General features: G+C 72.0%; 22 protein-coding genes and 1 tRNA gene. 3 read left to right on the top strand and 20 right to left on the bottom strand.

What is annotated here, in order from left to right:
• Window positions 1-2: 2 nt before the first annotated feature.
• From H7344_RS15590 to H7344_RS15660, 15 genes are all read right to left on the bottom strand, one after another.
• Window positions 3-1,439 (bottom strand): MmgE/PrpD family protein, encoded by a 1,437-nt coding sequence (locus H7344_RS15590; RefSeq protein WP_186346927.1) that lies wholly within the window; start codon window positions 1,437-1,439, stop codon window positions 3-5.
• Entirely contained in the window at window positions 1,432-2,262 is an 831-nt protein-coding gene (locus H7344_RS15595) for a cyclase family protein (RefSeq protein ID WP_186346928.1), read from the bottom strand. Before H7344_RS15595 ends, H7344_RS15590 begins: the two co-directional genes overlap by 8 nt.
• Window positions 2,263-2,298: 36 nt before the next feature.
• Entirely contained in the window at window positions 2,299-3,498 is a 1,200-nt protein-coding gene (locus H7344_RS15600) for a CaiB/BaiF CoA transferase family protein (RefSeq protein ID WP_186346929.1), read from the bottom strand.
• Between the two features lie 83 nt (window positions 3,499-3,581).
• Window positions 3,582-4,415: an alpha/beta fold hydrolase gene (locus H7344_RS15605; protein WP_186346930.1), complete on the bottom strand. Its 834-nt coding sequence runs from the start codon at window positions 4,413-4,415 to the stop codon at window positions 3,582-3,584.
• Window positions 4,412-5,194, bottom strand: coding sequence for a maleate cis-trans isomerase family protein (locus H7344_RS15610; protein WP_186346931.1), 783 nt, complete (start codon window positions 5,192-5,194; stop codon window positions 4,412-4,414). The genes H7344_RS15605 and H7344_RS15610 overlap by 4 nt, the downstream gene beginning before the upstream one ends.
• A 6-nt stretch (window positions 5,195-5,200) precedes the next feature.
• Window positions 5,201-5,932 carry a DUF2848 family protein gene (locus tag H7344_RS15615; RefSeq protein WP_186346932.1) on the bottom strand — a complete coding sequence of 244 codons (732 nt, stop codon included), beginning with the start codon at window positions 5,930-5,932 and terminating at the stop codon, window positions 5,201-5,203.
• Window positions 5,932-6,378: a carboxymuconolactone decarboxylase family protein gene (locus H7344_RS15620; protein ID WP_186346933.1), complete on the bottom strand. Its 447-nt coding sequence runs from the start codon at window positions 6,376-6,378 to the stop codon at window positions 5,932-5,934. The genes H7344_RS15615 and H7344_RS15620 overlap by 1 nt, the downstream gene beginning before the upstream one ends.
• Before the next feature lie 15 nt (window positions 6,379-6,393).
• Window positions 6,394-8,394, bottom strand: a complete 2,001-nt coding sequence (locus H7344_RS15625; RefSeq protein ID WP_186346934.1) for an oxidoreductase — start codon at window positions 8,392-8,394, stop codon at window positions 6,394-6,396.
• Window positions 8,395-8,407: 13 nt separating this feature from the next.
• The gene (locus H7344_RS15630) at window positions 8,408-9,412 is read right to left on the bottom strand and encodes an ABC transporter ATP-binding protein (protein ID WP_186346935.1); all 1,005 of its coding nucleotides are present in this window, start codon (window positions 9,410-9,412) and stop codon (window positions 8,408-8,410) included.
• Complete coding sequence (locus H7344_RS15635) at window positions 9,409-10,431, bottom strand: ABC transporter ATP-binding protein (protein ID WP_186346936.1); 1,023 nt, start codon at window positions 10,429-10,431, stop codon at window positions 9,409-9,411. Before H7344_RS15635 ends, H7344_RS15630 begins: the two co-directional genes overlap by 4 nt.
• A 4-nt stretch (window positions 10,432-10,435) precedes the next feature.
• The gene (locus tag H7344_RS15640; protein ID WP_186346937.1) at window positions 10,436-11,377 is read right to left on the bottom strand and encodes an ABC transporter permease; all 942 of its coding nucleotides are present in this window, start codon (window positions 11,375-11,377) and stop codon (window positions 10,436-10,438) included.
• Window positions 11,374-12,405, bottom strand: coding sequence for an ABC transporter permease (locus H7344_RS15645; RefSeq protein WP_186346938.1), 1,032 nt, complete (start codon window positions 12,403-12,405; stop codon window positions 11,374-11,376). The genes H7344_RS15640 and H7344_RS15645 overlap by 4 nt, the downstream gene beginning before the upstream one ends.
• A gap of 147 nt (window positions 12,406-12,552) precedes the next feature.
• Window positions 12,553-14,154, bottom strand: a complete 1,602-nt coding sequence (locus H7344_RS15650; RefSeq protein WP_186346939.1) for an ABC transporter substrate-binding protein — start codon at window positions 14,152-14,154, stop codon at window positions 12,553-12,555.
• Window positions 14,155-14,398: 244 nt separating this feature from the next.
• On the bottom strand, window positions 14,399-15,175 hold the full coding sequence (locus tag H7344_RS15655; protein ID WP_222130748.1) for an SDR family NAD(P)-dependent oxidoreductase: 777 nt from the start codon (window positions 15,173-15,175) through the stop codon (window positions 14,399-14,401).
• A gap of 22 nt (window positions 15,176-15,197) precedes the next feature.
• A complete protein-coding gene (locus tag H7344_RS15660) occupies window positions 15,198-17,243 on the bottom strand; it encodes an oxidoreductase (protein WP_186346940.1) in 2,046 nt (681 codons plus the stop codon).
• A gap of 164 nt (window positions 17,244-17,407) precedes the next feature.
• On the opposite strand from H7344_RS15660, the gene H7344_RS21260 reads away from it, so the two are divergent.
• Complete coding sequence (locus H7344_RS21260) at window positions 17,408-18,244, top strand: IclR family transcriptional regulator (protein WP_222130749.1); 837 nt, start codon at window positions 17,408-17,410, stop codon at window positions 18,242-18,244.
• Window positions 18,245-18,279: 35 nt separating this feature from the next.
• On the opposite strand, the gene H7344_RS15670 is transcribed toward H7344_RS21260, so the two are convergent.
• Window positions 18,280-18,732: an Ohr family peroxiredoxin gene (locus H7344_RS15670; RefSeq protein ID WP_186346941.1), complete on the bottom strand. Its 453-nt coding sequence runs from the start codon at window positions 18,730-18,732 to the stop codon at window positions 18,280-18,282.
• A gap of 117 nt (window positions 18,733-18,849) precedes the next feature.
• Here H7344_RS15670 and H7344_RS15675 point away from each other — a divergent pair, with 117 nt between their 5' ends.
• Entirely contained in the window at window positions 18,850-20,184 is a 1,335-nt protein-coding gene (locus tag H7344_RS15675; protein WP_186346942.1) for an MFS transporter, read from the top strand.
• A 24-nt stretch (window positions 20,185-20,208) separates the two neighbouring features.
• Here the strand turns inward: H7344_RS15675 and H7344_RS15680 are convergent, their stop codons facing one another.
• The 4 genes from H7344_RS15680 to H7344_RS15695 form a co-directional block, all read right to left on the bottom strand.
• A complete protein-coding gene (locus tag H7344_RS15680; protein ID WP_186346943.1) occupies window positions 20,209-20,475 on the bottom strand; it encodes a hypothetical protein in 267 nt (88 codons plus the stop codon).
• A 266-nt stretch (window positions 20,476-20,741) separates the two neighbouring features.
• A tRNA-Ser gene (locus H7344_RS15685) sits at window positions 20,742-20,831 on the bottom strand.
• A gap of 60 nt (window positions 20,832-20,891) precedes the next feature.
• Window positions 20,892-21,368 carry a nucleoside deaminase gene (locus tag H7344_RS15690; RefSeq protein WP_268238540.1) on the bottom strand — a complete coding sequence of 159 codons (477 nt, stop codon included), beginning with the start codon at window positions 21,366-21,368 and terminating at the stop codon, window positions 20,892-20,894.
• Window positions 21,365-21,850 (bottom strand): tRNA adenosine deaminase-associated protein, encoded by a 486-nt coding sequence (locus H7344_RS15695; protein ID WP_186346944.1) that lies wholly within the window; start codon window positions 21,848-21,850, stop codon window positions 21,365-21,367. The genes H7344_RS15690 and H7344_RS15695 overlap by 4 nt, the downstream gene beginning before the upstream one ends.
• Window positions 21,851-22,004: 154 nt before the next feature.
• Between H7344_RS15695 and upp the strand changes: the two genes are divergently transcribed.
• On the top strand, window positions 22,005-22,646 hold the full coding sequence (upp, locus tag H7344_RS15700) for a uracil phosphoribosyltransferase (protein WP_166190387.1): 642 nt from the start codon (window positions 22,005-22,007) through the stop codon (window positions 22,644-22,646).
• The last annotated feature ends 9 nt before the right edge of the window (window positions 22,647-22,655 follow it).

Consider the following 22,655-nt stretch of genomic DNA (forward strand, 5'->3'; position numbering starts at 1 on the left):
GGTCAGTGGGTGGGTCGGGACCCCGTAGGGGCTCCCGCGAGGTGCGACATCAGAAGGTCGATCGAGCCGAGCCCCCGCAGGTCGCGCAGCCCGGCCTCGACCGTCTCGATGGCGTCGGGCGCGAGGTGTCCGGCGACGTTCTCGCGGAACTTCACCGCCAGCTCGTCGTCGGTGAGCGGTCGCTGTGGGCCACCGCGGTTGGTGAGGACCTCGACGACCCGCTCGGAGCCGTCGGTGAGCTCGGCCCGGACGACGGCCGGGAACTGGTAGGGGAAGATCTCGTCGCAGCGCGGGTCCGCCACCACGTCGACCAGGGCCATCAGGGCACGCCGCTCCGGGTGCTGGGCGAGCTCATCGGTGTAGTCGGCGAGACCGACGCCGAGGCCGGACCCCCCGAGCAGACCCGCGACCAGGGCGTACGGCCCGCTGAACTGGGCCTGGTAACCGGTCTCCGGTGCCCGCTTGGTCTCGATCGGTTGCCCGATGGTGCGCAGCGGCGCCGCGGCGACGCCCAGCACGAGGCGCCGGACCTGGTCGGGGCGCACGCCCCGCGCGCGCAGCTCCATGCCGGCGTCGACCGCGGCGTGGGTGAAGTGGTTCGCCGGGTAGGGCTTGAAGAAGATCCCCGGCACCGCCCACTCCGTGCCGAGGCCGCGGTCGACCGCGTCGAGGTCGACCTTCGAGCCGTGGAGCCAGGACTCGAAGAAGCCGAACCGGCCCTCGAGGACGGTCGGCGGGCCGGTGAAACCGCGCTGCACCAGGTGGGCCGCGGAGACGCCGGACTGGGCGCCCCACCCGCAGTGCAGGCGCTTGACCGTGCCGCCGGTCCGGTTGGCCTCGAGGATGCCCGAGGCCATCGACGCGGCCAGGCCCAGCGTGTCGGCCAGCCCGATCTCGTCGAGGCCGAGCAGCATGCCGGCGGCGACCGCGGCGCCCATGGCGCCGCAGATGGAGGTGGCGTGCTGGCCGTGCTCGAAGTACACCGAGTTGCCGATCGACTCGTCGTAACCGGCCATGCCGAGACGCACCGCGACCTCGAGCCCGACCGCCACGGCGCGCACCAGGTCCTCGCCTGTCGCACCTGCCTCCTCGGCCGCGGCCAGCGCGGCAGGGACGATGTTGGCGCTGGGGTGCAGCACCGAGGGCAGGTGCGTGTCGTCGTAGTCGAGGGAGTGCGCGAGCACCCCGTTGACGAACGCCGCGGCGGGGGCCGGCAGCTTCGTCGCCACCCCGACGGCGTGGGCCTGTCCGCGCCCGCCGAGCTCCTCGGCGTACGCCATGGCGGCCTGGCTGGTCGGCAACGACCGCGCGGCCACGGCGAGCCCGAGGACGTCCACGACACGCTGCTCCACGCTCGCGGCGACGTCCTCGGGGACCCCGCCCCGCGCCACGCCGTGCGCGAACGAGGCCAACTGCTGGGCCAGGGTGGGCTCAGCCACGGCGCACCACCGCGAGGGGGCGGGCCGGCGAGCCGGTCGCACCGAAGAGCGGGAGCGGCGAGAGCACGAAGAGGAACTCGTGGACGCCTGCGGCGGCGAGCTCCTCGAGGGCCATCGCCTCGATGATGTAGATGCCGGTCTCGACCAGCAGTACGCGGTGGGCGGGCAGCACGGCGTGGCCGGCGCCCGGCTTGAGGCACTCGAAGGCGATGGTGTCCGCGCCGGCGGCCCGGACCTGGCGGTCGGCCAGCCAGCGGGCCCCCTCCTCACCCACGCCCGGGACGCCGGAGTCGCGACCGATGTAGGGCGCGCCCTCCTCGAAGTGCCGACCCCACCCGCTGCGGATGAGGACGACGTCGCCCGCGCAGGGCTCGACGCCCTGGCGGGCCACGGTCGCTTCGAGGTCGGCCGCGGTGATCTCGTAGCCCGGCTCGCAGCCCTCGGGCGTCCCGAGCGCGGCGGGGACGTCGAGCAGGACGCCGCGGCACACCATCGGCTCGATGGTGTGGGCGCCGAGCTGCTCGTAGCGGCCGCCGGTCAGCGCCTGGTTGGCGTCGAGCCCGCCGAAGAGCTTGCCGTCGTGAGAGACGTGCGCGAGGGCGTCCACGTGGGTGCCGACGTGGGTGCCCATGCTGATGATGTCGTTCGCGGCGGACCCGCCGTCGCTGCGGACCATGTCGCCGTGCCGCCGCGGCAGCGCGTGCCAGTACGCCGGGTGGTTGGGCGACTGCGGCATGCCGACGGTCAGGGGACGGCCGAGGTCGAAGACCTCGATGCCCGACGCGATCGCCGCGACGAGGGGTTCGACGGTGGTGGACGTCACGATGCTTCCTTCGTTGGTGGGGGTGGAGGAGGGGGATCAGGCCACGACGCCGCGAGCGCGGAGCTCCGCGACGTGCTCAGCCGGGATGCCCAGCTCGTCGGTGAGGACCTGGTCGGTGTCGGCGCCCCGGGGGCGTCCCGGGAACCGGATCCGTCCCGGCGTCCCCGACATCCGCCACATCACGTCGTGCATGAGGACCTGCCCGAGGTCCTCGTCCGGGACGTGCCGGAGCATCCCGGTCTCCCGGACGTGGGCGTCCTCGACGAGGTCACGGGCGTCGTAGACGGCCGCGATGGCCGCCCCCACCTCGGTGAACCGGTCGATCACCTCCGCGCGGGTGCGGGCGCCGATCCAGCTGCCGACGTAGCCGTCAAGCAGGTCGGCGTGCTGGGCGCGTCCGTGCCCCGAGGCGAACCAGGGCTCCTCGAGCACCTCGGGGTGGCCGACGAGCGTCAGCACCTTCTCGGCGATCCGCTGGGCGCTGGTCGAGACCGCGACCCAGGAGTCGTCGGAGGTCCGGTAGGTGTTCCGGGGGGCGTTGTTGGTCGACCGGTTGCCGTGCCGCTGGCCGACGACGCCGAGCTGGTCGTACACGGTGGGGCCGGGACCGACCGCCGTCATGATCGGCAGCAGCAGGTTGGCGTCGATCACCTGCCCGCGACCACCGTTGGACTGCCGGGCGAGCAGGGCCATGGAGACCGCCGAGGAGGCGGCGATGCCGCAGATGCTGTCCGCGAGGCCGAACGCCGGCAGGGTCGGCGGGCCGTCCGCCTCGCCCGTCAGGTGCGCGAAGCCGCTCATCGCCTCGGCCAGCGTGCCGAACCCGGCGCGGGAGGCGTAGGGCCCCTCCTGGCCGAAGCCGCTGATGCGCAGGAGCACCAGGCCGGGGTTGGCCTCGAGGAGCACCTCGGGTCCCAGGCCCCAGCGCTCGAACGTGCCGGGGCGGAAGTTCTCGACGACCACGTCGGCGGTCCGCGCAAGCTCCAGGAAGGCCGCCGCTCCGTCGCGGTCGGAGAGGCTCAGGCCGATCGTCCGCTTGTTGCGGGAGATCTCTTTCCACCACAGCGGGACGCCGTCCTTGGACTCGCCGTGCCCGCGCATGCTGTCGCCGGCAACGGGGTGCTCGACCTTGATCACGTCGGCCCCGAAGTCACCGAGGATCTGGCAGCACAGCGGCCCAGCCAGGATCGTCGAGGCGTCGACGACCCGCGTGCCGGTGAGGGGTCCGTCTTGCATGGGTCTTCTTTCTGCAGTCGAAGCGTTCCGCTGATACGAACGACGTACCGCTGAACGGAGCGTATGTGTCCGGAGAGGGGTCGTCAACGCCCGGGGGCGTCCCTCGCGACGACCTCGCGCAGCAGCCCGGCGAAATCGCGGGGGTTCTGCTCGGCGACGAAGTCGGTGGCCTCGGGCAGCACGCGCGAGGCCGCCCAGGGCAGCGCCGCGACGGCGCGCTCGTGCATGTAGCCGATGCGGTCGCGACCGCCCGCCAGGAGCGTGGTCGGCAGCCCGGACCGCTCGACCTCGCCTAGCGCGGCGTGCAGGTCGTAGCGCCAGATCGCCCGGTAGGCGCAGGCGAAGTCCGGGCCGGCCGCCAGGTAGTCCGCGACCATGCTCGTGACCATCTCCGGCGGCGCCCATGGGTACTCCCCGCGGATGCGTCGCCAGATCCAGTCCAGGTGGGAGCCGTCCGCGCTCGGCACGTACGGCGGGGCGAACCCGGCGAGCCGGTCGGCCTTCTCGCCCTCGGTGTAGACCGGCAGGCCGTGCAGCACCAGGTGCCGGACCCGCTCCGGCCGCGCGCGGGCCATCTCGACGGCCATCACGGTCCCGGTCGCCCGTCCGAGGAGGTAGACCGGGAGGTCGGTCAGCTGGTCGATCCCGCCCCAGAGTGCGTCGGCGTGGTCAGGGACGCGCCAGTCGCCGTCGACGGCGAGCGAGTCGCCGTACCCCGGGGTGTCGGGGGCATAGGCGTCGGACCAGCGCCCAAGCTCCGGCAGCAACGGCTCGAAGCGGCGGGAGGACAGTGGCGACTGGTGGAGCAGCACCCAGGCGCAGGTGGCGTCCGGTCCCTGCACCCACCGCACGTGCAGGTCGGCACGAGGGGTGCGGACGCGGGCGCGGCGCACCAGGGCGACGTCGCCGCCGCTCACCCGGTCCGCCCTGCTCCGGCGGCGGACCGGCGGACGTGGTCGGGCAGGGCGGTGCCCGCCTCGCGCAGCAGGGCGACGTCGGGTCCGCCCTCGTCGATGCCGGCGAGCCGGAGCGCCGCCCACATCGTCGCCAGGTTGCTGGAGACGACCGGCAGGCCGGTCTCGCACTCGAGGTCCGCGAGGTGCTCGAAGGTACGCCAGTTGGTGCAGCTGATCATCACCGCTTCGGCGCCCGAGACGTCCACCTCCCGCACCAGCCCCGCGCTCACCTCGGGCTCGAGGCGGCCCTTGGCGAGGTTGCTCAGCAGGTCGAGGTCGCGCCGCGCGACCACCTCGAAGCCCGACTGCACGAGGTAGGCCGCCGCACCGTCGGCGACCGGACCGATGTACGGCGTCACGACGGCGACGCGGCGCACACCCATCGTGCGCAGCGCCGCGACCATCGCGGTCGACGTGGTCAGCGCCGGCGACCCGGCCACGGTCGCGAGCTCTGCGCAGGTGTCCGCGTCGGAGTCGCGACCGTGGAGGAAGCTCCCAGAGGTGCAGGCGTAGGCGACGACGTCCACGCCGAGCGACCCCAGCTCCGCCGCCGCTGCCGGCAGGCGCTCGCGCATCGCAAGGATCGACGCCACCTTCTCCTCGGGCCGGGCCGCCTCCGCGACCGGGACGCGGGTGGCGTACGCCGCGACCCCGGGAGGCAGGGCGGCGGAGATCTCCGGCTCCACGACCGAGTTGGTGGACGGGACGATCAGCCCGATGCGTGCCCGGCTCCCGTGCACCTCAGTTCACCCGGCCTCGACCGTCAGCGGCACGCGGAACCCGTCCGTCAACTCGTCCATCAGGGACTCGAGCCGGTAGGTGTGCCGGATCTCCCGGTCGAGCACCGGGTCGTGCAGGCGGAAGGACCACTCCCGGCCGTAGGCGAGCTTGCCGTCGAGAGCGACGATCGTGCCTGCGAACAGCACGTAGTCCGACGCCGGCGGGTTGGCCCGCTCGCCGAGGATGCGCAGCAGGTCCTCCGGGGAGAGGAACGTCCCGGTCGGGGTCTGCTGGTAGAGCGTGCCGTCGACCCAGGACTCCAGGACGCACTGGTCCCAGTGATCCGCGACCTCCGAGAGCCGCCACAGCGTCGGCGCCAGGATGTTGGGGCACGTCTGCTTGCTGTAGACGATGCTGACCCGCTCCAGGTCGCGGTCGGTGTGGTCGGAGCCCACCCCCACGAGCACCTCGTCCCCGGTGACGACCAGGACGATCTCCACCTCGCCGGACGTTCGGCTGCCGTGAACCTCGACCGCCGTCCTGGTGGTGAGCGCCTGCGGGGTGATCGGGTAGATCCGGGGGGCAGGGACGTCGAAGGCGATCTTGACCCCGGCGTCGGCCACCTCCTTCTGATGGTGGATCGCCACGTCGGCGTCCCGGGTCGCCGAGCCCATGTTGTACATCCGCCGGACCTCCAGCTCGCGCGGGGTGCGCGTGCCGTCGGTCGAGAGGACCTCCGCGTGGAAGGTGAAGGGCATCAGGCGTCAACCCCGTCGGTGTCCGTCGGCGCACCCTGCTCGACCCAGCCGTTGCCCTGGAGCATGTCGGCGAAGGCGATCGTGGCCGCCTCGACTGTCGGCATGCCGCCGGGGAGCCCGGCGAGAAGGATGGCCTCAAGGACCTCCTTCTCGCTGGCGCCGTGCTTCATCGCGTTGCGCGAGGCCCACTCGACGCCCTCGCGGTCACCCTTGACCGCGGTGGTGACGCCGACCAGCACCAGGAATCGGGTCTTCAGGTCCAGGTGACGCGGCTCGGGGCCGAAGATCAGGTTGCCGGCCAACGCGTTGTAGGCGCGCAGGATGTCGGGGTCCACCGACGCCATCACCTCGTGCACCGGCAGGGTGAACCCGCGCCGCGCACGCACCTCCGCCAGTGCTTCCTCGCCGGCCTCGTCGTACTGCCACTCGTAGGTCACCTTCGACATGCGTCTCTCCTCAGCTCAGATCTCGCGGGCAGCCAGCTCGGCTTCCCAAATGGCGTTGAACACGCGGCGCGGCGACACGCAGTCGCCGACTGCGCGCACCTCGACGCCGGCCTGCTTGAGGCCGTAGTACAGGGAGTCCTCGGCCTTGCCGCCGGTCACCAGGACGACCGAGTCGACGGGCTCGCGCACCTCGACCTCGTCGGTGTGGACGTCGCGCAGGCTCACGCGGTCCTCGTCGATCGCGGCGATCTCACGGTTCGGCGTGAAGACGACGCCGGCGGTGCGCAGGCGCTGGTGGACCCAGCCGACGTCCCGCGTCGCGGACAGCTCGGGGGCGACCGAGCTGAGCGTCGTGACCAGCTCGACCTGGTGCCTGTTGGCCTGCAGGTGCTCGGCGACGACCACCGCGTGCCGACCGCCGATGTCGTCGAAGACCATCACGTTCGGGCCCAGCTCGGCGTGGTTGAGCAGCGCCTCCTGGGCGGTCACCACGTTGAACTGGTCGACGCCGGGGACCCCGTCGGGGTTCGCCCAGCGGGCGGGGTGGTTGACGCTCCACCCGGTGCGCAGCGGGGTCGAGCCCGTTGCGACGACGATGGAGTCGAACCCGCCAGCGACCAGGGACTCGACGGTTGCCTCGACGCCGAGCTCCACCTTCACGTTCGTGCCGCCGAGCTGGCTGACCAGCCAGCCGGCGATGCTGCCCCACTCGCTGTAGCTCTCCGAGCGGGCGATCCAGTTCACCTGCCCGCCGAGCTCGGCGCCCTTCTCGAACAGCGTCACCTCGTGCCCGCGCTGGGCGAGCGTGAGGGCGGCGCGCATGCCGCCGGGACCGCCGCCGACGACGGCGACCGACCGGGGGCGCTCAGCGATCCGAAGCGTGCCGGTGCCGAGCTCGGCCTCCCGGCCGACGGCCGGGTTGTGGATGCAGGCCAGCGGCGCGCTGACGATGGAGGCCATGCAGTGGTTGGCGCCGACGCACGGACGGATGTCGGTCTCGCGCTGCTCGCGGGCCTTGTTCGGCCACTCGGGGTCGGCGATCAGCGTGCGTGCCATCCCCACCATGTCGCCGGCCCCGCTGGCGATGGCGTACTCCGCCTTCTCCGGCGAGGTCATGCGCCCGGCGACCACCACCGGCAGCTCGGGGACCATCTGCTTGATCTGCCGGGTGGCGTCGATCTGGTAGCCCTGCTCGCGCGGGGTCGTCGGATAGATCAGCATCCGGTTCTGGTAGGTCCCCTGGGACACCGAGACGTAGTCGATCAGCCCCGTGTCGGCGATCGCCCTCGCGATCCGGGCCCAGTGCTCGGTGCGCAGGCCGCCCTCGACCTCGCCGTCGTCGCCGTTAATGCGCACGCCGACGATGAGTCCCGAACCAACCTCGGCGCGGGTGCGCTCGATGATCTCCAGCACCAGGCGCAGGCGGTTCTCCTCCGACCCGCCGTACTGGTCGGTCCGGTGGTTGGTCGCTGGCGAGAGGAACTGGCCGAGCAGGTAGCCGTGGGCCAGGCCGTGCACCTCCACACCGTCGAGACCACCCTCGGCCGCGTAGCGGGCCGCGAGCGTGTAGCCCTCGACGATCTCGGCGATGTTCTCCTCGTCCATCGCGTGCGGCATCTCGCGGTAGACGGTGTCGGGGATGGACGACGGCGCCCAGACCGGCAGGCGGTTGACGACGCCGTTGGTCTCCCGGCCACGGTGCCAGGGCTGGGCCAGCAGCAGCGCGCCGTGCTCGTGCACCGCAGCGGCCAGCTTCTCGTAGTTCGGGATGACAGCCGGGTCGAACGCGTGGATCTTGCCGGCGTACGGCTGGGTCGTCGGGTGGGTCGCCATCGCCTCCATCGTGATGACGCCGACGCCGCCCTTGGCCCGCTCGGCGTAGTACGCCACGTGCCGGTCGGTGAAGTTGTGGTCCTTGACCAGCTGGGTGCTGTGGGCAGTCATCCACAACCGGTTCTTCGCCCCCTTCGGACCGATCTTGATCGGCTCGAACAGGTGGGCGTAGGGATGGGACATCGAGAAGTACTCCTCAGCTAGCAGTGACGATGGGGACCGGCCCGACGGCCGGAAGGACGTTGGTGCCCTCGGGGACACGGACGCAGGCGGCGCCGTGACCCTCCGACACCTCGAAGAGCGGCGGCACCGCCAGGCGGCAGTCGTTGCGCACCAGGGGGCAGCGCGAGGCCAGCGGGCACCCCGGCGGCAGGTCGACCGGGCTCGGAGTCTCCCCCTCCAGGACGTGCCGCACGCGCCGGCCCTCGGGGTCGACCGAGAGCGCCGCGGAGAGCAGCGCCTGGGAGTAGGGGTGCTGGGGGTTGCCGAGGACCTCGGCCGCGGGGCCCTTCTCGATCACCGTGCCGAGGTACATCACCGCCACCTCGTCCGACATCGCCGCGACCGTCGTCAGGTCGTGGGAGATGAAGAGGAAGGTGATTCCGAGCTCGCGCTGCAGCCGCTTGAGCAGCCGCAGCACCCCGGCGCGCACGCTCAGGTCGAGCGAGGACGTCGGCTCGTCGAGGACGAGGAACTCCGGGTCGGTCGCGAGCGCCCGGGCGATGCCGATGCGCTGGAGCTGGCCGCCGCTGAGCTCGTGGGGGAACCGGTCGAGGTGGAACTCCTCGAGCCGCACCAGCCGCATCAGCTCAGCCGCGCGCCGGCGACGGGCGGAGGGCTCGAGGTCGGTGTGAAGCATGAGGGGCTCCTCGACCACCGAGCGGATCCGCATCCGGGGGTTCAGGGACTCGTAGGGGTCCTGGAAGACCATCGCGGCGCGCGCCCGGTGGCGGCGCAGCGTCTCCGGCTTCATGGCGAGCACGTCGTGTTCCCCGTGGCGGACCGTGCCCTCGGTCGGCTCCAGCAGCCGCAGCAGGCAGCGCCCGACCGTGCTCTTGCCCGAGCCGCTCTCGCCCACCAGACCCAGGGTCCTGCCTCGCGGGATCACGATGTCGACGCCGTTGACGGCGCGCACCGGGGCGCGGGAGCCCCGGACGGAGAACGTCTTGACGATCCCGCGGGCCTCGATGTGCTCGCTCATGGGCCCACCCTTTCGACGGTCTCGGCTCGTACGGAGGCGGCGGCGCCCGGGTCCCGGGCCGCGTCTCCGGGGAAGTGGCACAGCGCGCGGTGCCCGCCACCCACCTCGACCTCCGGCACCGGCGTCGCGCAGACGTCGGCGGCGAGCGGGCAGCGGAACCGGTAGTGACAGCCGCTGGGAAGGTCGACCAGGTTCGGCGGCTCAGAGCGGTCGGTCTCCTCCGAGACCGTCTCGTCCAGCGTCTCGCGGCTCGCCTTCACCAGTGCCTGTGTGTACGGGTGGCGGGGGTTGCCGAAGATCTGCGCGATGGTGCCCTGCTCGACGATCCGGCCGGCGAACATGACCGCGACGCGGTCGCAGTAGTTGGCGACCACACCCAGGTCGTGGGTGATGAGCAGGACCGCCGACCCGGTCGCGTCGACGCGGGCGCGCAGCAGGTCAAGGATCTGGGCTTGCACCGTCAGGTCGAGACCGGTGGTCGGCTCGTCGGCGATGATCAGCTTGGGCTCGTTGATCATGGCGAGCGCGATGAGCACGCGCTGCGCCATGCCGCCGCTGAGCTGGTGGGCGAACGCCTTCGCGCGCCGGGCCGGGTCGGAGATGCCGACGTCGCGCAGGGCGCGGATCGCGTTCTCCTTCGCCGCCTTGCGCCCGGCGCCCCGGTGCCGGCGGTTAGTCTCGGCGATCTGGCGCCCGACCGAGCGCAGCGGGTCGAGCGCACCGCGCGGGTTCTGGACGATGACCGCCACGTCCTTGCCGCGCAGGCGCCGGCGACGGCGCTCGGACATCGAGACGAGGTCGGTCCCCTCGAACTCCGCGGTCCCCTCCACCACCCGGGCGCGGGGGCCGAGCAGCCCGAGGACGGACCAGGCCGTGAGGGACTTGCCCGCACCGGTCTCGCCAATGAGCCCGACGATCTCGTGCTCGTCGACGTCGAGGCTGACGCCGTTGAGCGCGTGGGCGGTGCCGTTCGGGGTAGCGATGTGGACGCGGAGGTCCTTGATCGAGAGCAGGGCCATGCGCTCAGTCCTTCCTCGGGTCGAGATGGTCCTGGATCGCGTCTGCGAGGAGGTTGAAGCCGAGCACCAGCAGCATCAGGGCCAGGCCCGGGAAGACCGAGGGCCACCACTGGCCGGAGGTGATGAAGGCCGATCCGTGCCGGATCATGGCGCCCCACTCCGGGGTCGGGACCTGGATGCCGACGCCGACGAAGGCGAGCGAGGAAACGATCATCACCGACCACGCCAGCCGGACCGCGGTCTGGATGATCAGTGGCGGAAGCGTGTTGGGCATGATGTGGCGCCACATGATGCGCCAGGGCTTGTTCCCGGTGGACCGGGCCGCCTCGACGTACATCGCCTCGCGCAGGCTCAGCACCTGACCGCGGGTCATGCGGATGAAGACCGGGGTGTCGAGGAAGGCGATCACGGCGATCACGGCGGTCATCGACTCCTGCGAGGCGGCGACCACGGCCAGTGCCAGAATCAGCGCCGGAAACGCCTGGAGCACGTCCATGAGCCGGAGCAGCACCATCTCGAACCAACCGCCGCGGTAGCCGGCGATGAGACCCAGCGCCACGCCGACCACGATCGAGATCGCGACCGCGGTCACCGAGATGACCAGGTCGATCTGGATGGCGTGGATGGTCCGGGCGAAGACGTCCATGCCGTTGCCGTCGGTGCCGAACCAGTGGTCGGCGCCCGGCGGCTCGAGCAGGTCGCTGCCGAAGACCTGCAACGGGTCGGTCGGGACCAGCACGTCGGCCAGCGCACCGACGACCACGAAGACCAGGACGATGACGGTGCCAGTGAAGGCCGCCATGCTGGAGGTCATGAACCGCCACATGCCGCGGGCGGCCGCCCGGAGGCGTCCGACCTCGCCGGGGTCGACGTTCGCGGGCGGGGTGCCGGGTGCCGGCATCGGCCGGGCGGAGGCCACGGCGTCGTCGTTCATCGGGATGCTCACTGCAGCTTCACCCTCGGGTCGATCGCAGCGACCACCAGGTCGGCGATGAGGTAGATCGCCGCGGTCAGGACTCCCATCACCAGGATGAAGCCTTGAACGACGGCGAAGTCGGCGTTGGTGATGGCCTCGAGGCCGAGCTGGCCGAGCCCGCCCCAGGAGAAGATGAGCTCCGAGATCGCGGCTCCGCCCAGGGCGAGGCTGAAGGTGATCCCAAAGAAGCCGATCAGATCGGGCAGCGCGTTGCGAAACGCCAGCCACACCACACCGCGCTCGGACATGCCGCACGCACGGGCGTAGCGCACCGCCGGGCTGCCGAGGGTCTCCACCATCGCGGCGCGTGCCTGCTTGGCGATCGTCGCGCCGGTAATCATGGAAATGGTGAGCGCGGGCAGGGCCAGGTGGGCGATCGCCGACGCGGCGGTCGCGAAATAGCCGGTGACGACGCTGTCGAAGACCAGCATGCCCGTCACGTGCGGCGGCATGGTGAGCCCGCGTTCGACACGTCCCAGGGGGGCGGGTGCCCAACCGAGCACCGTGAAGAAGAAGGCGATCATGAGGAGCGCGCCCCAGAAGATCGGGATCGAGACCCCGGCCAGGGTGACGATCCGCAGCACCTGGTCGACGAGCCCCCGTTGTCGCACCGCGGAGGCGACGCCCACCAGGACCCCGAAGATGATCGCGCCGGCGACGCCGAAGCCGATCAGCTCCAAGGTGATGGGCAATTTCTCCATCAGCTCCTCGGTGACCGGCCGGTTCGACATCCACGAGGTGCCGAGGTCACCGCGCACCGCGTCGCTCAGCCACGTCCAGTACTGCACCGGGAGCGACCGGTCGAGGCCCATCTCGGCCTCGATGTCCTCGATCTGCGCCTGCGTCGCGGTCGGACCAGCCACCATCACCGCCGGGCTCGAGTCACCGAGCCGGACGAGCAAGAAGGTCAGGACCGAGACGCCGAACAACAGCGGGACCAGCAACAGGAGCCGGTAGGCCAGGTATCGGCCAAGTCCCTTGCCCACGTCCTCTGCCACCTTTCACCGGAAGTCAGGGTGCACGTTCCGTGCACCGCCGGAGCGCCGTCCGGCGCTCCGGGGGTCGTGCAGCGGTGGGGTGCTGCGGGACCGACATCGTCGTCGGTCCCGCAGCCCTCACCGGGTGGCCGCGGAAACGGCCGGGGTTCAGCGGCTGAGGTCGGCCCAGCGCTCGTGGTTGTCCGGGTGCCAGACCCAGCCCTCGATGTCCTCGGCCATGGCCTCGTGGGCACCGATCTCAGCCGAGTAGATCCAGGACGCGTCCTCGAGGTGGATCTGCTGCGCCTCGTCGATCAGCTCGCACCGCTTCTCCTCGTCGGTGATCACGTTGGCCTGCTCGATGAGCTTGGTCACCTCGGGGTTGTCGTAGTCGTTGCGGTCCGCCGAGCCGTCCGGGGTGGAGGTCAGCAGCATGCTGTAACCCGGGTCCAGGACGATGGACTGCTCGTAGAAGGTGAAGAACGGCAGGTCGCGCTCGGTGATCGCGGCCCGGGCAGTCATGTCGGCGTCCGGGATGCGCTTGAGGCTGACGCGGATGCCGGCCTTGGCGAGGCCGTCCTTGAGCTGGATGCCGAGCGGCTCCTCCCACCAGTTCAGGCCGGAGTACTCGAGCGTGATGTCCACGCCGTTGGCGTATCCCGCGTCGGCGAGCAGCGACTTGGCCCTGTCGACGTCGGTCTCGTAGGCCCAGGCGTCGGAGTTGTAGCAGGGGATGGTGGAGACCAGCGGGCCACGGCTCTGCTGCGCACGGCCGGCGAAGACGTTGTTCAGGATCTGCTCGTGCGGCGTGGCGAAGTTGATCGCCTGGCGCACCCGCTTGTCCTTGAACGGCTCGTAGTTGGGATTCATCAGCGCGCGGGCCTGGAAGTTGCCCGGGGTCGACTGCACCTTGACGCCGTCACTCGTCTCCAGCTCGTTGAGCTGGGTGAAGGTGAGCTCCTCGATCCAGTCGACCGAGCCGGCCTGCAGCAGCTGCACGCGGGTCGAGGCGTCCGGCACCGAGCGGTAGACGACGGTGGAGAAGTGCGGCTCGTCGCCGTAGTAGTTCGGGTTGGCCTTGAAGACGGCCTCCTCACCAGCCTTGACCTCGTCGACGTAGTACGGCCCGAAGCCGGCGCTGTTCGAGACGATCCACTCCAGGGCCCAGGGGTCGTCCTTGGTCGCGTGCTTCTTCATCTCTGTCGAGTCGTAGATCGACGGGGTGTAGAGGGTGAGCGCCTTCAGCAGGATGGGGCTCGGGTCGGTGAGGTTGAAGCGCACCTCGTAGGTGTCAACGACCTCGACGCTCTCGACGTTGGAGACGCTGGCGATGAACGCGCCGGTCCTTTCCTGGTCGAGAGACTTGTCCCAGCTCCACTTCACGTCCTCGGCCGTGAGCTCGTTGCCCCACTGGCTCTCGACGCCCTCGCGGAGCTTGAAGGTGACGCTGAGCTCGTCGTCCGCGACCTCCCAGCTTTCGGCGAGCCCCGGCTCGATCACGGAGGCGTCGACCTCGCGAGCGCCGCCCTCGACGTCTCTGACGCCGTAGTTCACGAGGGGCTCGTAGATCTGGGTGACCGTGTGCTGGGTGCCTGGGGTGATGACGTCGCCGTCGAAACCGCCGGGCACGTTGACGGCCGCGATGACGAGGGTGTCGTCGGCAGCGCTGCCGCCGTCCCCGTCGTCCGGGTTCGAGGCCGAGCACCCGGCCAGGGCGAGAGTCAGTGCCGCGGCACCGACCAGACTGACGCGGAGCTTTGGTCCACGCATGTGCAACCTCCTATGAGACCCGAGCGTTCCTTCGAGCGGAATGGCGTTCCTCTACCGAGATCACACTCAATCGCGGTGGCCGGTTCCCGTCAAGGGGTTCGCCGTGGGTTTCACCTAGCCGTTACACCCGGCGCGGCCTCTGTCAGGCCGGTTCCGACCGGCCGACGGGAGCCCGGTGCGCACGCGGGGGGCACGTGACGAGCGGGGGCCTGGCCGGTGGCGGGCGGGCATCGGGGGCCAGCGGTCAGCGGGTGGTCACACCACCGTCGACGTACAACGTCTGGCCCGTGACCATGCCAGCAGCCGGGGCGGCCAGGAACGCGACCGCCTGGGCGACGTCGTCGACGCTCGCCATCCGCCCCAGCGGGATGCTGGCGAGCTTCTCGGCCATGTAGACCTCGTCCGACCGGACCGCGGCGGTCATCTCGGTCGCCACGATCGTGGGGCCGACGGAGTTCACGCGGATGCCGTCGGCCGCCCACTCGGAGGCGAGCACGCGGGTCAGGTGCACCAACCCGGCCTTGGAGACCGAGTACGCCGCGTTGTGCGGCACAGCGACGGCGGCGGCGGTCGACGTCAGGTTGACGATCGAGCCGCGGCCAGAGGCCCGCAGGGCGGCGTGGGCCGCCTGCATCACCTGGTAGGTGCCCGTGAGGTTGACGTCGAGGACGGCTGCCCACTCCTCGGGCGAGGTCTCCGCCGCCGCTGACCTCGCATTGATCCCCGCGCAGTTGACGACGACGTCGAGCCGACCGTGGGCGTCGAGCACCTCGGCCACCACCCGGGCGGCGGCGCCAGGCTCGGTGACGTCAAGCGCGTGGCGCGTGCGCCCGGTCCTCGGTTCGACGAGGGCGTCCCATCCTGGACCCCCTTCGCGATCGGCGGCTGCGACCCGCGCACCGCGCGCCTCGAGCAGCTCCACGACCGCCCTCCCGATCCCGCCGCCCGCGCCTGTCACCAGCGCGACCACGTCGTCGAGGTGGATGGGGTCGGAACTGGTGACCGCAGGCATGGCGTTCATCGGGGTCGTCCTCTCAAGGCGTTCACGCGCTCGGTCGAGCGGGCGTTGCGTCAGCCGGACACTCGGGCCCGGGGTCGAGCAGCCCGAGCACGGTGGTCCGGGCTTCGTGGGTGGCTTCGGTGAGCGTGCGGGGCGCCTGCGCGTCGCCCACCACGCGCAGCCGGGACGCGAGCCCGCGGTCCTGGAGGACGTCGTGCACAGAGTCGACCGCGGCCCGTGACGGGAGGTCGACCACAAGGTCGACGCCGGCGAGGAGCTGCTCCTGGCCGCCGACGACGTCGGCCACGACGAGCCCCTCTGAGGTCGAGCGCACCGGTCGGCGAAGCACATGGGTGGCCACCCGGTAGCCGGCCAGCCGGTCGACGAGGCCCAGCCGGCTGTAGAGCGTCACCCGGGGAAATAGACCGGCACCCCCAGACACGACGTGGACGCGGGCCCCGGCGACGGCGAGGGACTCGGCGATTGCCGCGGCGACCCACCCGCCTTCGTCGTCGACGACGGCGACGACGCGACCCGCGAGCCCGGGATCGGCGAGCAGGGCCACGGCGGTCTCGGCGCCCACGACCTGCGCGGGGCCGGGCAGCGGGCGCACCCGACTCATCGAGCCGGTCGCGACCACCACGTGGTCGAAGTCGGAGGGGTCGGGAGCACCGGCGTCACCGAGGCTCGTGCCGACCCGGACGTCCACCCCCCGGCGGTGCGCCTCGGCCTCCAGGTCGTCCACGAGCAGGCCGAGCCGTGACCGGCCGTGGAGGCGGCGGGCCGAGCGGACCTGGCCACCCACCTCCTGCTCGCGCTCCAGGAGTACGACGGCGGCGCCCGCGCGCGCCGCGGTGACAGCAGCCTCGAGGCCCGCCGGGCCGGCGCCGACGACCAGCACCGAGCGAGCGGGTGCGGCCTCGGCGCGCGACAGAGCCGCGGCGTGCGCCGCCTCCTCCCCCGCCGTCGGGTTCACCACGCAGGAGAGGGGCAGGTTGAGCTCGATGCGCCCGATGCATGCCTGGTTGCAGGCCAGGCATGACCGCGTCTCGTGCGCACGCCCCGAGGCTGCCTTGAGCACGAGGTCCGGATCGGCGATCTGGGCCCTCGCCATCGCCACGAGGTCCGCGTCGCCGGACCGGACCAGGTCGGAGGCGACCTCGATGTCGTCGATCCGGCAGACGCCGATGACCGGGATCCCGGGGAACGCGGCGCGGAAGCGGCGCGGCAGGTGGCGGAAAGGAGCGGGACCGTGGCTCATGTCGGCGATCTGGGTGCTGAGCGATGCCGTGCCGACGTACGCCGAGTGGCTCACGTGCAGAAAGGACGGGGCACCGTCCTCGGCCAGCCGGGCGACCGCATCGACCGTCGCCTCCAGGTCGAGACCTCCCGGCAGAAACTCCTCGCCGCTCACCCGGAGACCGACGGGGAACTCGCTGGGCACGGCGTCGCGGACCGCCGCGAGCACCTCCCGCGCGAACCGGAGCCGGCCCTTGAGGTCTCCTCCGTACTCGTCGGTTCGGGTGTTGGTCGCCGGGGAGAGGAACTGCTGGAGCAGGTGCCCGTGACCGAGGTGGACCTCGAGGCCGTCGAACCCTGCCTGCCACATCCGGCGCGCGGCCGCGGAGAAGGCCTCGACGACGACGCCGATGTCAGCCCGGGTCATCGCGTGGGGCACGGGCCCGCCGAAGGTCCACGGGATCGGGCTCGGCGCCCAGGCCGCCGTGCGCGCGCTGTCGCCGCTGGCCTGTCGTCCGGCGTGCATCACCTGCGCGAAGGTCGCCGCACCCTCCGCGTGCACAGCGTCCACGACAGCAGTGAAGGCGCGTACCGCGTCGGGGTGGTAGGAGCCGAGCGTGCTGTCGCGACCGGCACTCGTCGGGTGCACGCGGATGGCCTCGCTGATGACCAGTGCGGCGCCGCCCCGGGCCCGGCGGGCGAGGTAGTCGCGGTGCCGGTCGGTCGGCAACGAGGAGACGCCGAAGTTCGTGGTGTGACCGGGGAAGACCACCCGGTTGCGCAGCGGGATCCCACCGACCAGGGTCGGGGTGAGAGCTGCGAGCGGGGTCCTGGGCCCGCTCGCCGGCACGGCGACCTGGCTAGGCACCGGCACCGGGACCTCCCGAGTGTTTCGTTCACAGGATCGACATCTCGCTGGGCGGAAGCCTAGAATCCATCGACTCGACTGTCAAAGATGGCCCCCGCGAGCCGTCTGCGCACCCCGACCCGACTACCTCTTAGAGACGAGTAGCCGTGCCCTCTGCTGAGAAGCCGTCCGCCTCCACGACCATCGAGGCGACCGCACCGGCCCCCCGGGGCAGCCGCACGCTCGAGGGGCTCGAACGCGCCCTCGACGTGCTTCTTCTCTTCACCGAGCCGAATGCCGCCAGCCTGGGCGTCTCGGAGATCTCCCGCTCACTGGACCTGCCGAAGGCCGTCGTGCACCGCATCCTCACGACGCTCTGCAGCCGCGACTTCCTCGAGCTCAACGAGTCCACCCGCCGCTACACGCTCGGCCCGTCCTGGCTGGTGATGGGCAGCACCTATGCCCAGCGCGTGGACGTGCGCGACCTGGCGCGCGACGCGCTGGTCCGCCTGAGCGCCCAGACCTCGGAGACCTCGACGCTGTCGATCCGCCACGGCAACCACCGGGTCTACCTCGACCAAGTGACCCCGCGCCGCGAGGTGATCATGTCGGTCGAGGTCGGCGCCCGGTTCCCCCTGCACGCAGGAAGCTCCTCGAAGGCGTTCCTAGCATTTCTGCCACCCGAGGACCAGGAGGACTACCTCCACAGCGTGGACCTAGTGGCGCTCACCGACCAGACCGTGATCGACCGGAGGTTGCTGGCCGAGGAGCTCGCCGCCGTCCGCGAGCGCGGCTACTCGGTGTCCTTCGGCGAACGCCAGCAGGGCGCCGGCGCGATCGCCGCGCCGTTGCTCGACTTCGAGAACCGGCCGGCTGCGGTCGTCAGCGTCTGCGGCCCGGCCGCGCGTATCCAGGGCAACGTCGAGGCACTGGCGGCGGCGCTCCTCGCCGAGACCCGCGAGCTGTCCGCCCGCCTGGGCCACCGACCACTCCAGGCGGGCTGACCGCCCGCCCGGACGGACCGCACCGGAGTGCCGCGTCAGGCGCCGGCGCCTGCGTCGGCCCCCACGAGGGTGACCTCGACGTCGACGTTGTCCCGGACCGCCCGCGAATAGGGGCACAGCTGGTCAGCCAGATCGACCACGCGACGCAGGTCGACCGGGTCCGCCTCCGGCGCCCGGACCGCCAGTCGGGCACGCAGGCCGTACCTGCCGTCCAGCTCCTGGACCAGGTCGACCTCCCCCGTCACGGACGTCGGACCGGTAGGCAGCGCGAGCTGCCCGGCGGCGACCGCCATGGCACTGAGGAAGCACGCGGCGTACCCGGCGGCGGAGAGCTCCTCGGGGTTCGTGCCGGTCCCACGGGGGTTTGTGGGGCGGGAGAGCTCGACCTCGAGGCGGCCCGACCCGCTCCGCGCGGAGCCGTGCCGGCCGCCCACGGCGTCCGCGGACGCCGTGTAGAGGACCCTCGAGCCCTGATCAGATGTCTCCATTCTCGTTCCTCTCTCCGCACCAATATCCCGTTCAGGGGTACGGTACCCCGGACTTGGTTCCGCGCGACGCAGACGAGGCAGGTGCAGCACGTGCGCTCAGCAGGCGCTTCGGGCCCCGTGGTGGGGACGCTCGCCCTGCTGACCACGGTCACGGCGGTGGTCACGAGCCTCGGCGCCCCGCTCGTGGCGAGCGTCGCCGTCGACTACGACGTCTCCCTCACCGCCGCTCAGTGGACCCTGACCGCAACGCTCCTCACCGGCGCCATGGCGACGCCCGTGGTCGGTCGTGCCGGGAGCGGTGCTCTCCGCCGCCCCGTGATCCTCGGCGGGCTCGCCCTGGTCGTCGCCGGTTGCGTCCTGTCCGCGCTCCCCACCGGGTTCCCGGGCCTGCTCGTCGGCCGGTGCCTGCAGGGCGTCGGCCTCGCCATCACCCCCCTCGCCCTCGCCGTGGCGCGCGACGTCCTCGACCCCGACCGAATGCCGGCCACCATGTCGCTGCTCTCGGTGGCCGGCGTGGCGGGCGCCGGACTGGGCTTCCCACTGACGGCCCTGGTCGCCGGGGCTGGCGGGCTGGGCGCGGCCTTCTGGCTGGGTGCGGGCATGACCGCGGCGACCTTGGTCGCCGCCTGGCGCCACGTGCCCTCGGCCCCGCCGACCGGCACCGCCCGGCTGGACTGGACGGGAGGACTGCTGCTCACCGGAGGCATCGCCGCCGTCCTGCTCACCGTCAGCCAGGGCGAGGACTGGGGATGGGCGTCGTGGCCAACGGCCGCCCTCGCCGCCATGGGCACCGCGGCAATCCTCGCCTGGGTCCCGTGGACCCTCCGCGGCGACCACCCCCTCGTTGACCTGCGGCTGGCGGCCCGACCGGCGGCCCTCGCCGCACACTTGACCGCGCTGCTGGCTGGCGCCGGCATGTACGCCGGGCTCACGCTGGTGCTCATCGTCGTGCAGGCCGACTCCTCGACCGGCTGGGGCCTCGGACACCCGGTCGGGGTTGCGGGCCTGATGCTGCTGCCGTACTCGATGCTGAGCGTCGGCGGCAGCCGTCTCGCGCTTGCCTTCGGACGCCGCTACCCGCCCAACCGCATCCTCCCCCTGGGCTGCGCCGTCTACCTGCTATCGAACGTGCTGCTGGCACTCGCCCACGACCACGTCTGGCAGATCCTGCTGGTCATGGCCGTGGCCGGCTTGGGGAGCGGGTGCACCTTTGCGATGATCCCGCTGCTGCTCATCAGCGCCGTGCCTCCGGACGAGACCAGCAGCATGTTGAGCTTCCAGCAGGTGCTGCGCTACCTCGGTTTCTCGGTCGGCAGCACCCTCGGCGTCGTGGTGCTCGACGTCGCGAGCGGCTCGTCCGGTCCACACCACCAGGGGTTCGTCGTCGCCGCGCTCGTGACCGCCGGGCTCTGCGGCGTGGCCGGCACCGCGGCGTGGCGCATCACCCGGTGACGGGCCGGCCTGGTTCGCGGCGGCTCAGGCGTAGCGGTGGTTCTTCTCCGCGTGACCGGCAGGCCGGGTGCAGGTCCGCCCGCTGATCGCGCGGTGCCCGCAGGCCGACTCGGCCGGCGGCGTACCCGCGGTGCCGGACGGCGCGGACCCCCGGGACGGCGCAGCCGTCGCGCGCCGCGGGGCAGCCTTCCGGGCAGCCGGAGCGGTGCCGGTGCTCGGGGCGGTGCGGGCCGCCTTGTCCTGCTCGTACCGGGCCTCGCGCAGCGCGCGGAGGTTGTCCATCTTGCTCATCGGCGATCCACGGGCAGGACCCTACGCGCCGTCACCCCCGGACCGTTCCCTGCCGGACAGACCCGTGTCGCGACCGCGCATGTAACGCGACGTCCGCTGCTCTGTCTGCACGCTGCAACGTGCAGACAGAGTGGCGAACGGTCCGTTACATGAACGGGTGGGGCTGGTGGGACGACGGCCCCGCCCGCCCGGACGGCAACCCTCGGAACGACCGGGCGCCCGGAACGAGCGAGCCCCGACCGGCGTGCCGGTCGGGGCTCAGCTGCTGGCGGTGGCGGTGGGATTTGAACCCACGGTGGGTTTGACCCCACACATCATTTCGAGTGATGCACCTTCGGCCGCTCGGACACGCCACCGCGGAGGAATGTACCGGAGCGCCGACGGGGCGGCGAAATCAGGCGCGGGTCAGGCGCGGGTCAGGCGGGGCCGGGCTCGCGGTGGCCGCGGAAGAAGTCCTCGAGGAGGGCGACCGACTCCTCGGCCAGCACGCCGCCGACGACCTCGGGGCGGTGGTTGAGCCGCCGGTCGCGGACGACGTCCCACAGGCTGCCGACGGCCCCGGCCTTGGGGTCCCAGGCGCCGAGGACGACCCGCTCGACGCGGGCGAGGACGGCCGCGCCGGCGCACATCGTGCACGGCTCGAGGGTGACGACGAGGGTGCAGCCGTCGAGCCGCCACTCCCCGCGCGCCCGGGCGGCGGCGCGCAAGGCCACCACCTCGGCATGGCCGGTGGGGTCGGCGTGCGCCTCGCGGATGTTGCGGCCGGTGCCGATCACGGCGCCGGACGGGTCGAGGACGACCGCGCCGATGGGTACGTCGCCGGTCGCGAGCGCGGCGCGCGCCTCGGCCAGGGCGGCGAGCATCGGCTCCCGCCAGTCGGAGGGTCCGGTCACGCCGAGGTGAGCCCCACCGCGTCGTCGAACAGCTCGCCGAACCCCAGCCGCCGCGCGACGTCGGACAGCACCTCGTCGGGGTAGGAGTCCGGGTCGTCGAGCAGCGCCGCCAGGTCGATCGCCGGCACGCCGAGGTCGGCGAGCAGGTCCAGGTCCCCGGCCGGCACCTGGTCGTCCTCGTCCTCGGGCATCGGCAGGTGGAGGAACTCCACCGCGGAGGCGGCCAGCTCCCACTCGTCGGCGGCGGTGATGTCGGACAGCAGGACCCGGGTGGTGGGCCCGGCGACGCGGACGAGCAGGAAGAAGTCCTCGTCCATCGCCACCAGCCCCACGGCACCCGCGTCGCCGGGGAGCCGCCGCAGGCCGCTGGCCAGCGCGGTCACGTCGTCGAGGTGGTCGTGGACGAGCTCCGCGACGACCCAGGTGCCGTCCTCGCGGTACGCCGCCAGGGCGAAGTCCACGGCGTCGAGCTGGTCGGGCATCTCGTCTCCTCAGGCGGCGGGCACTGCGGGCGGGACTGCTGGCTGGGCTGGCTGGACTGCTGGCTGGGCTGCAACGGTGCGGCGGGCCATCCAGCGTGGCAGACCCGTGCCGTCCGGCCAACCCCCTTCCGCACGCGACCCCTAGAGTTCGACCATGCGCACCCACGTCGTGGACCACCCGCTCGTCGCCCACAAGCTGACCGTCCTCCGCGACAAGAGCACCGACTCACCGACGTTCCGGCACCTGGCCGACGAGCTGGTGACCCTGCTCGCCTACGAGGCGACCCGCGACGTCCGCGTGACCGACTACGACATCGAGACCCCGGTCTCCCCCACCACCGGCGTCGCGCTGGCCTCGCCGAAGCCGCTGGTGGTGCCGATCCTCCGCGCCGGCCTGGGCATGCTCGACGGGATGATGCGGCTGCTGCCGACGGCCGAGGTCGGCTTCGTCGGCATGGTCCGTGACGAGGACACGCTGAAGGCGTCGACGTACGCCGAGCGGCTCCCCGCGGACCTCTCGGGGCGCCAGTGCTACGTGCTCGACCCGATGCTGGCCACCGGCGGCACGCTGGCGGCAGCGATCACCTTCCTCACCGACCGCGGCGCCGACCACATCACCGCGATCTGCCTGCTCGCCGCGCCGGAGGGCTGCGAGCGGCTCGAGCGCGAGCTCGAGGGCCTCGACGTGCCGGTCACGATCGTCACTGCGGCACTTGACGAGCGGCTCAACGAGAAGGGCTACATCGTGCCGGGCCTCGGCGACGCCGGCGACCGGCTCTACGGCGTCGCGGGCTGACCTCCGCAC

Source organism: Nocardioides deserti (genome assembly GCF_014266025.1).
Lineage (GTDB): Bacteria > Actinomycetota > Actinomycetes > Propionibacteriales > Nocardioidaceae > Nocardioides > Nocardioides deserti.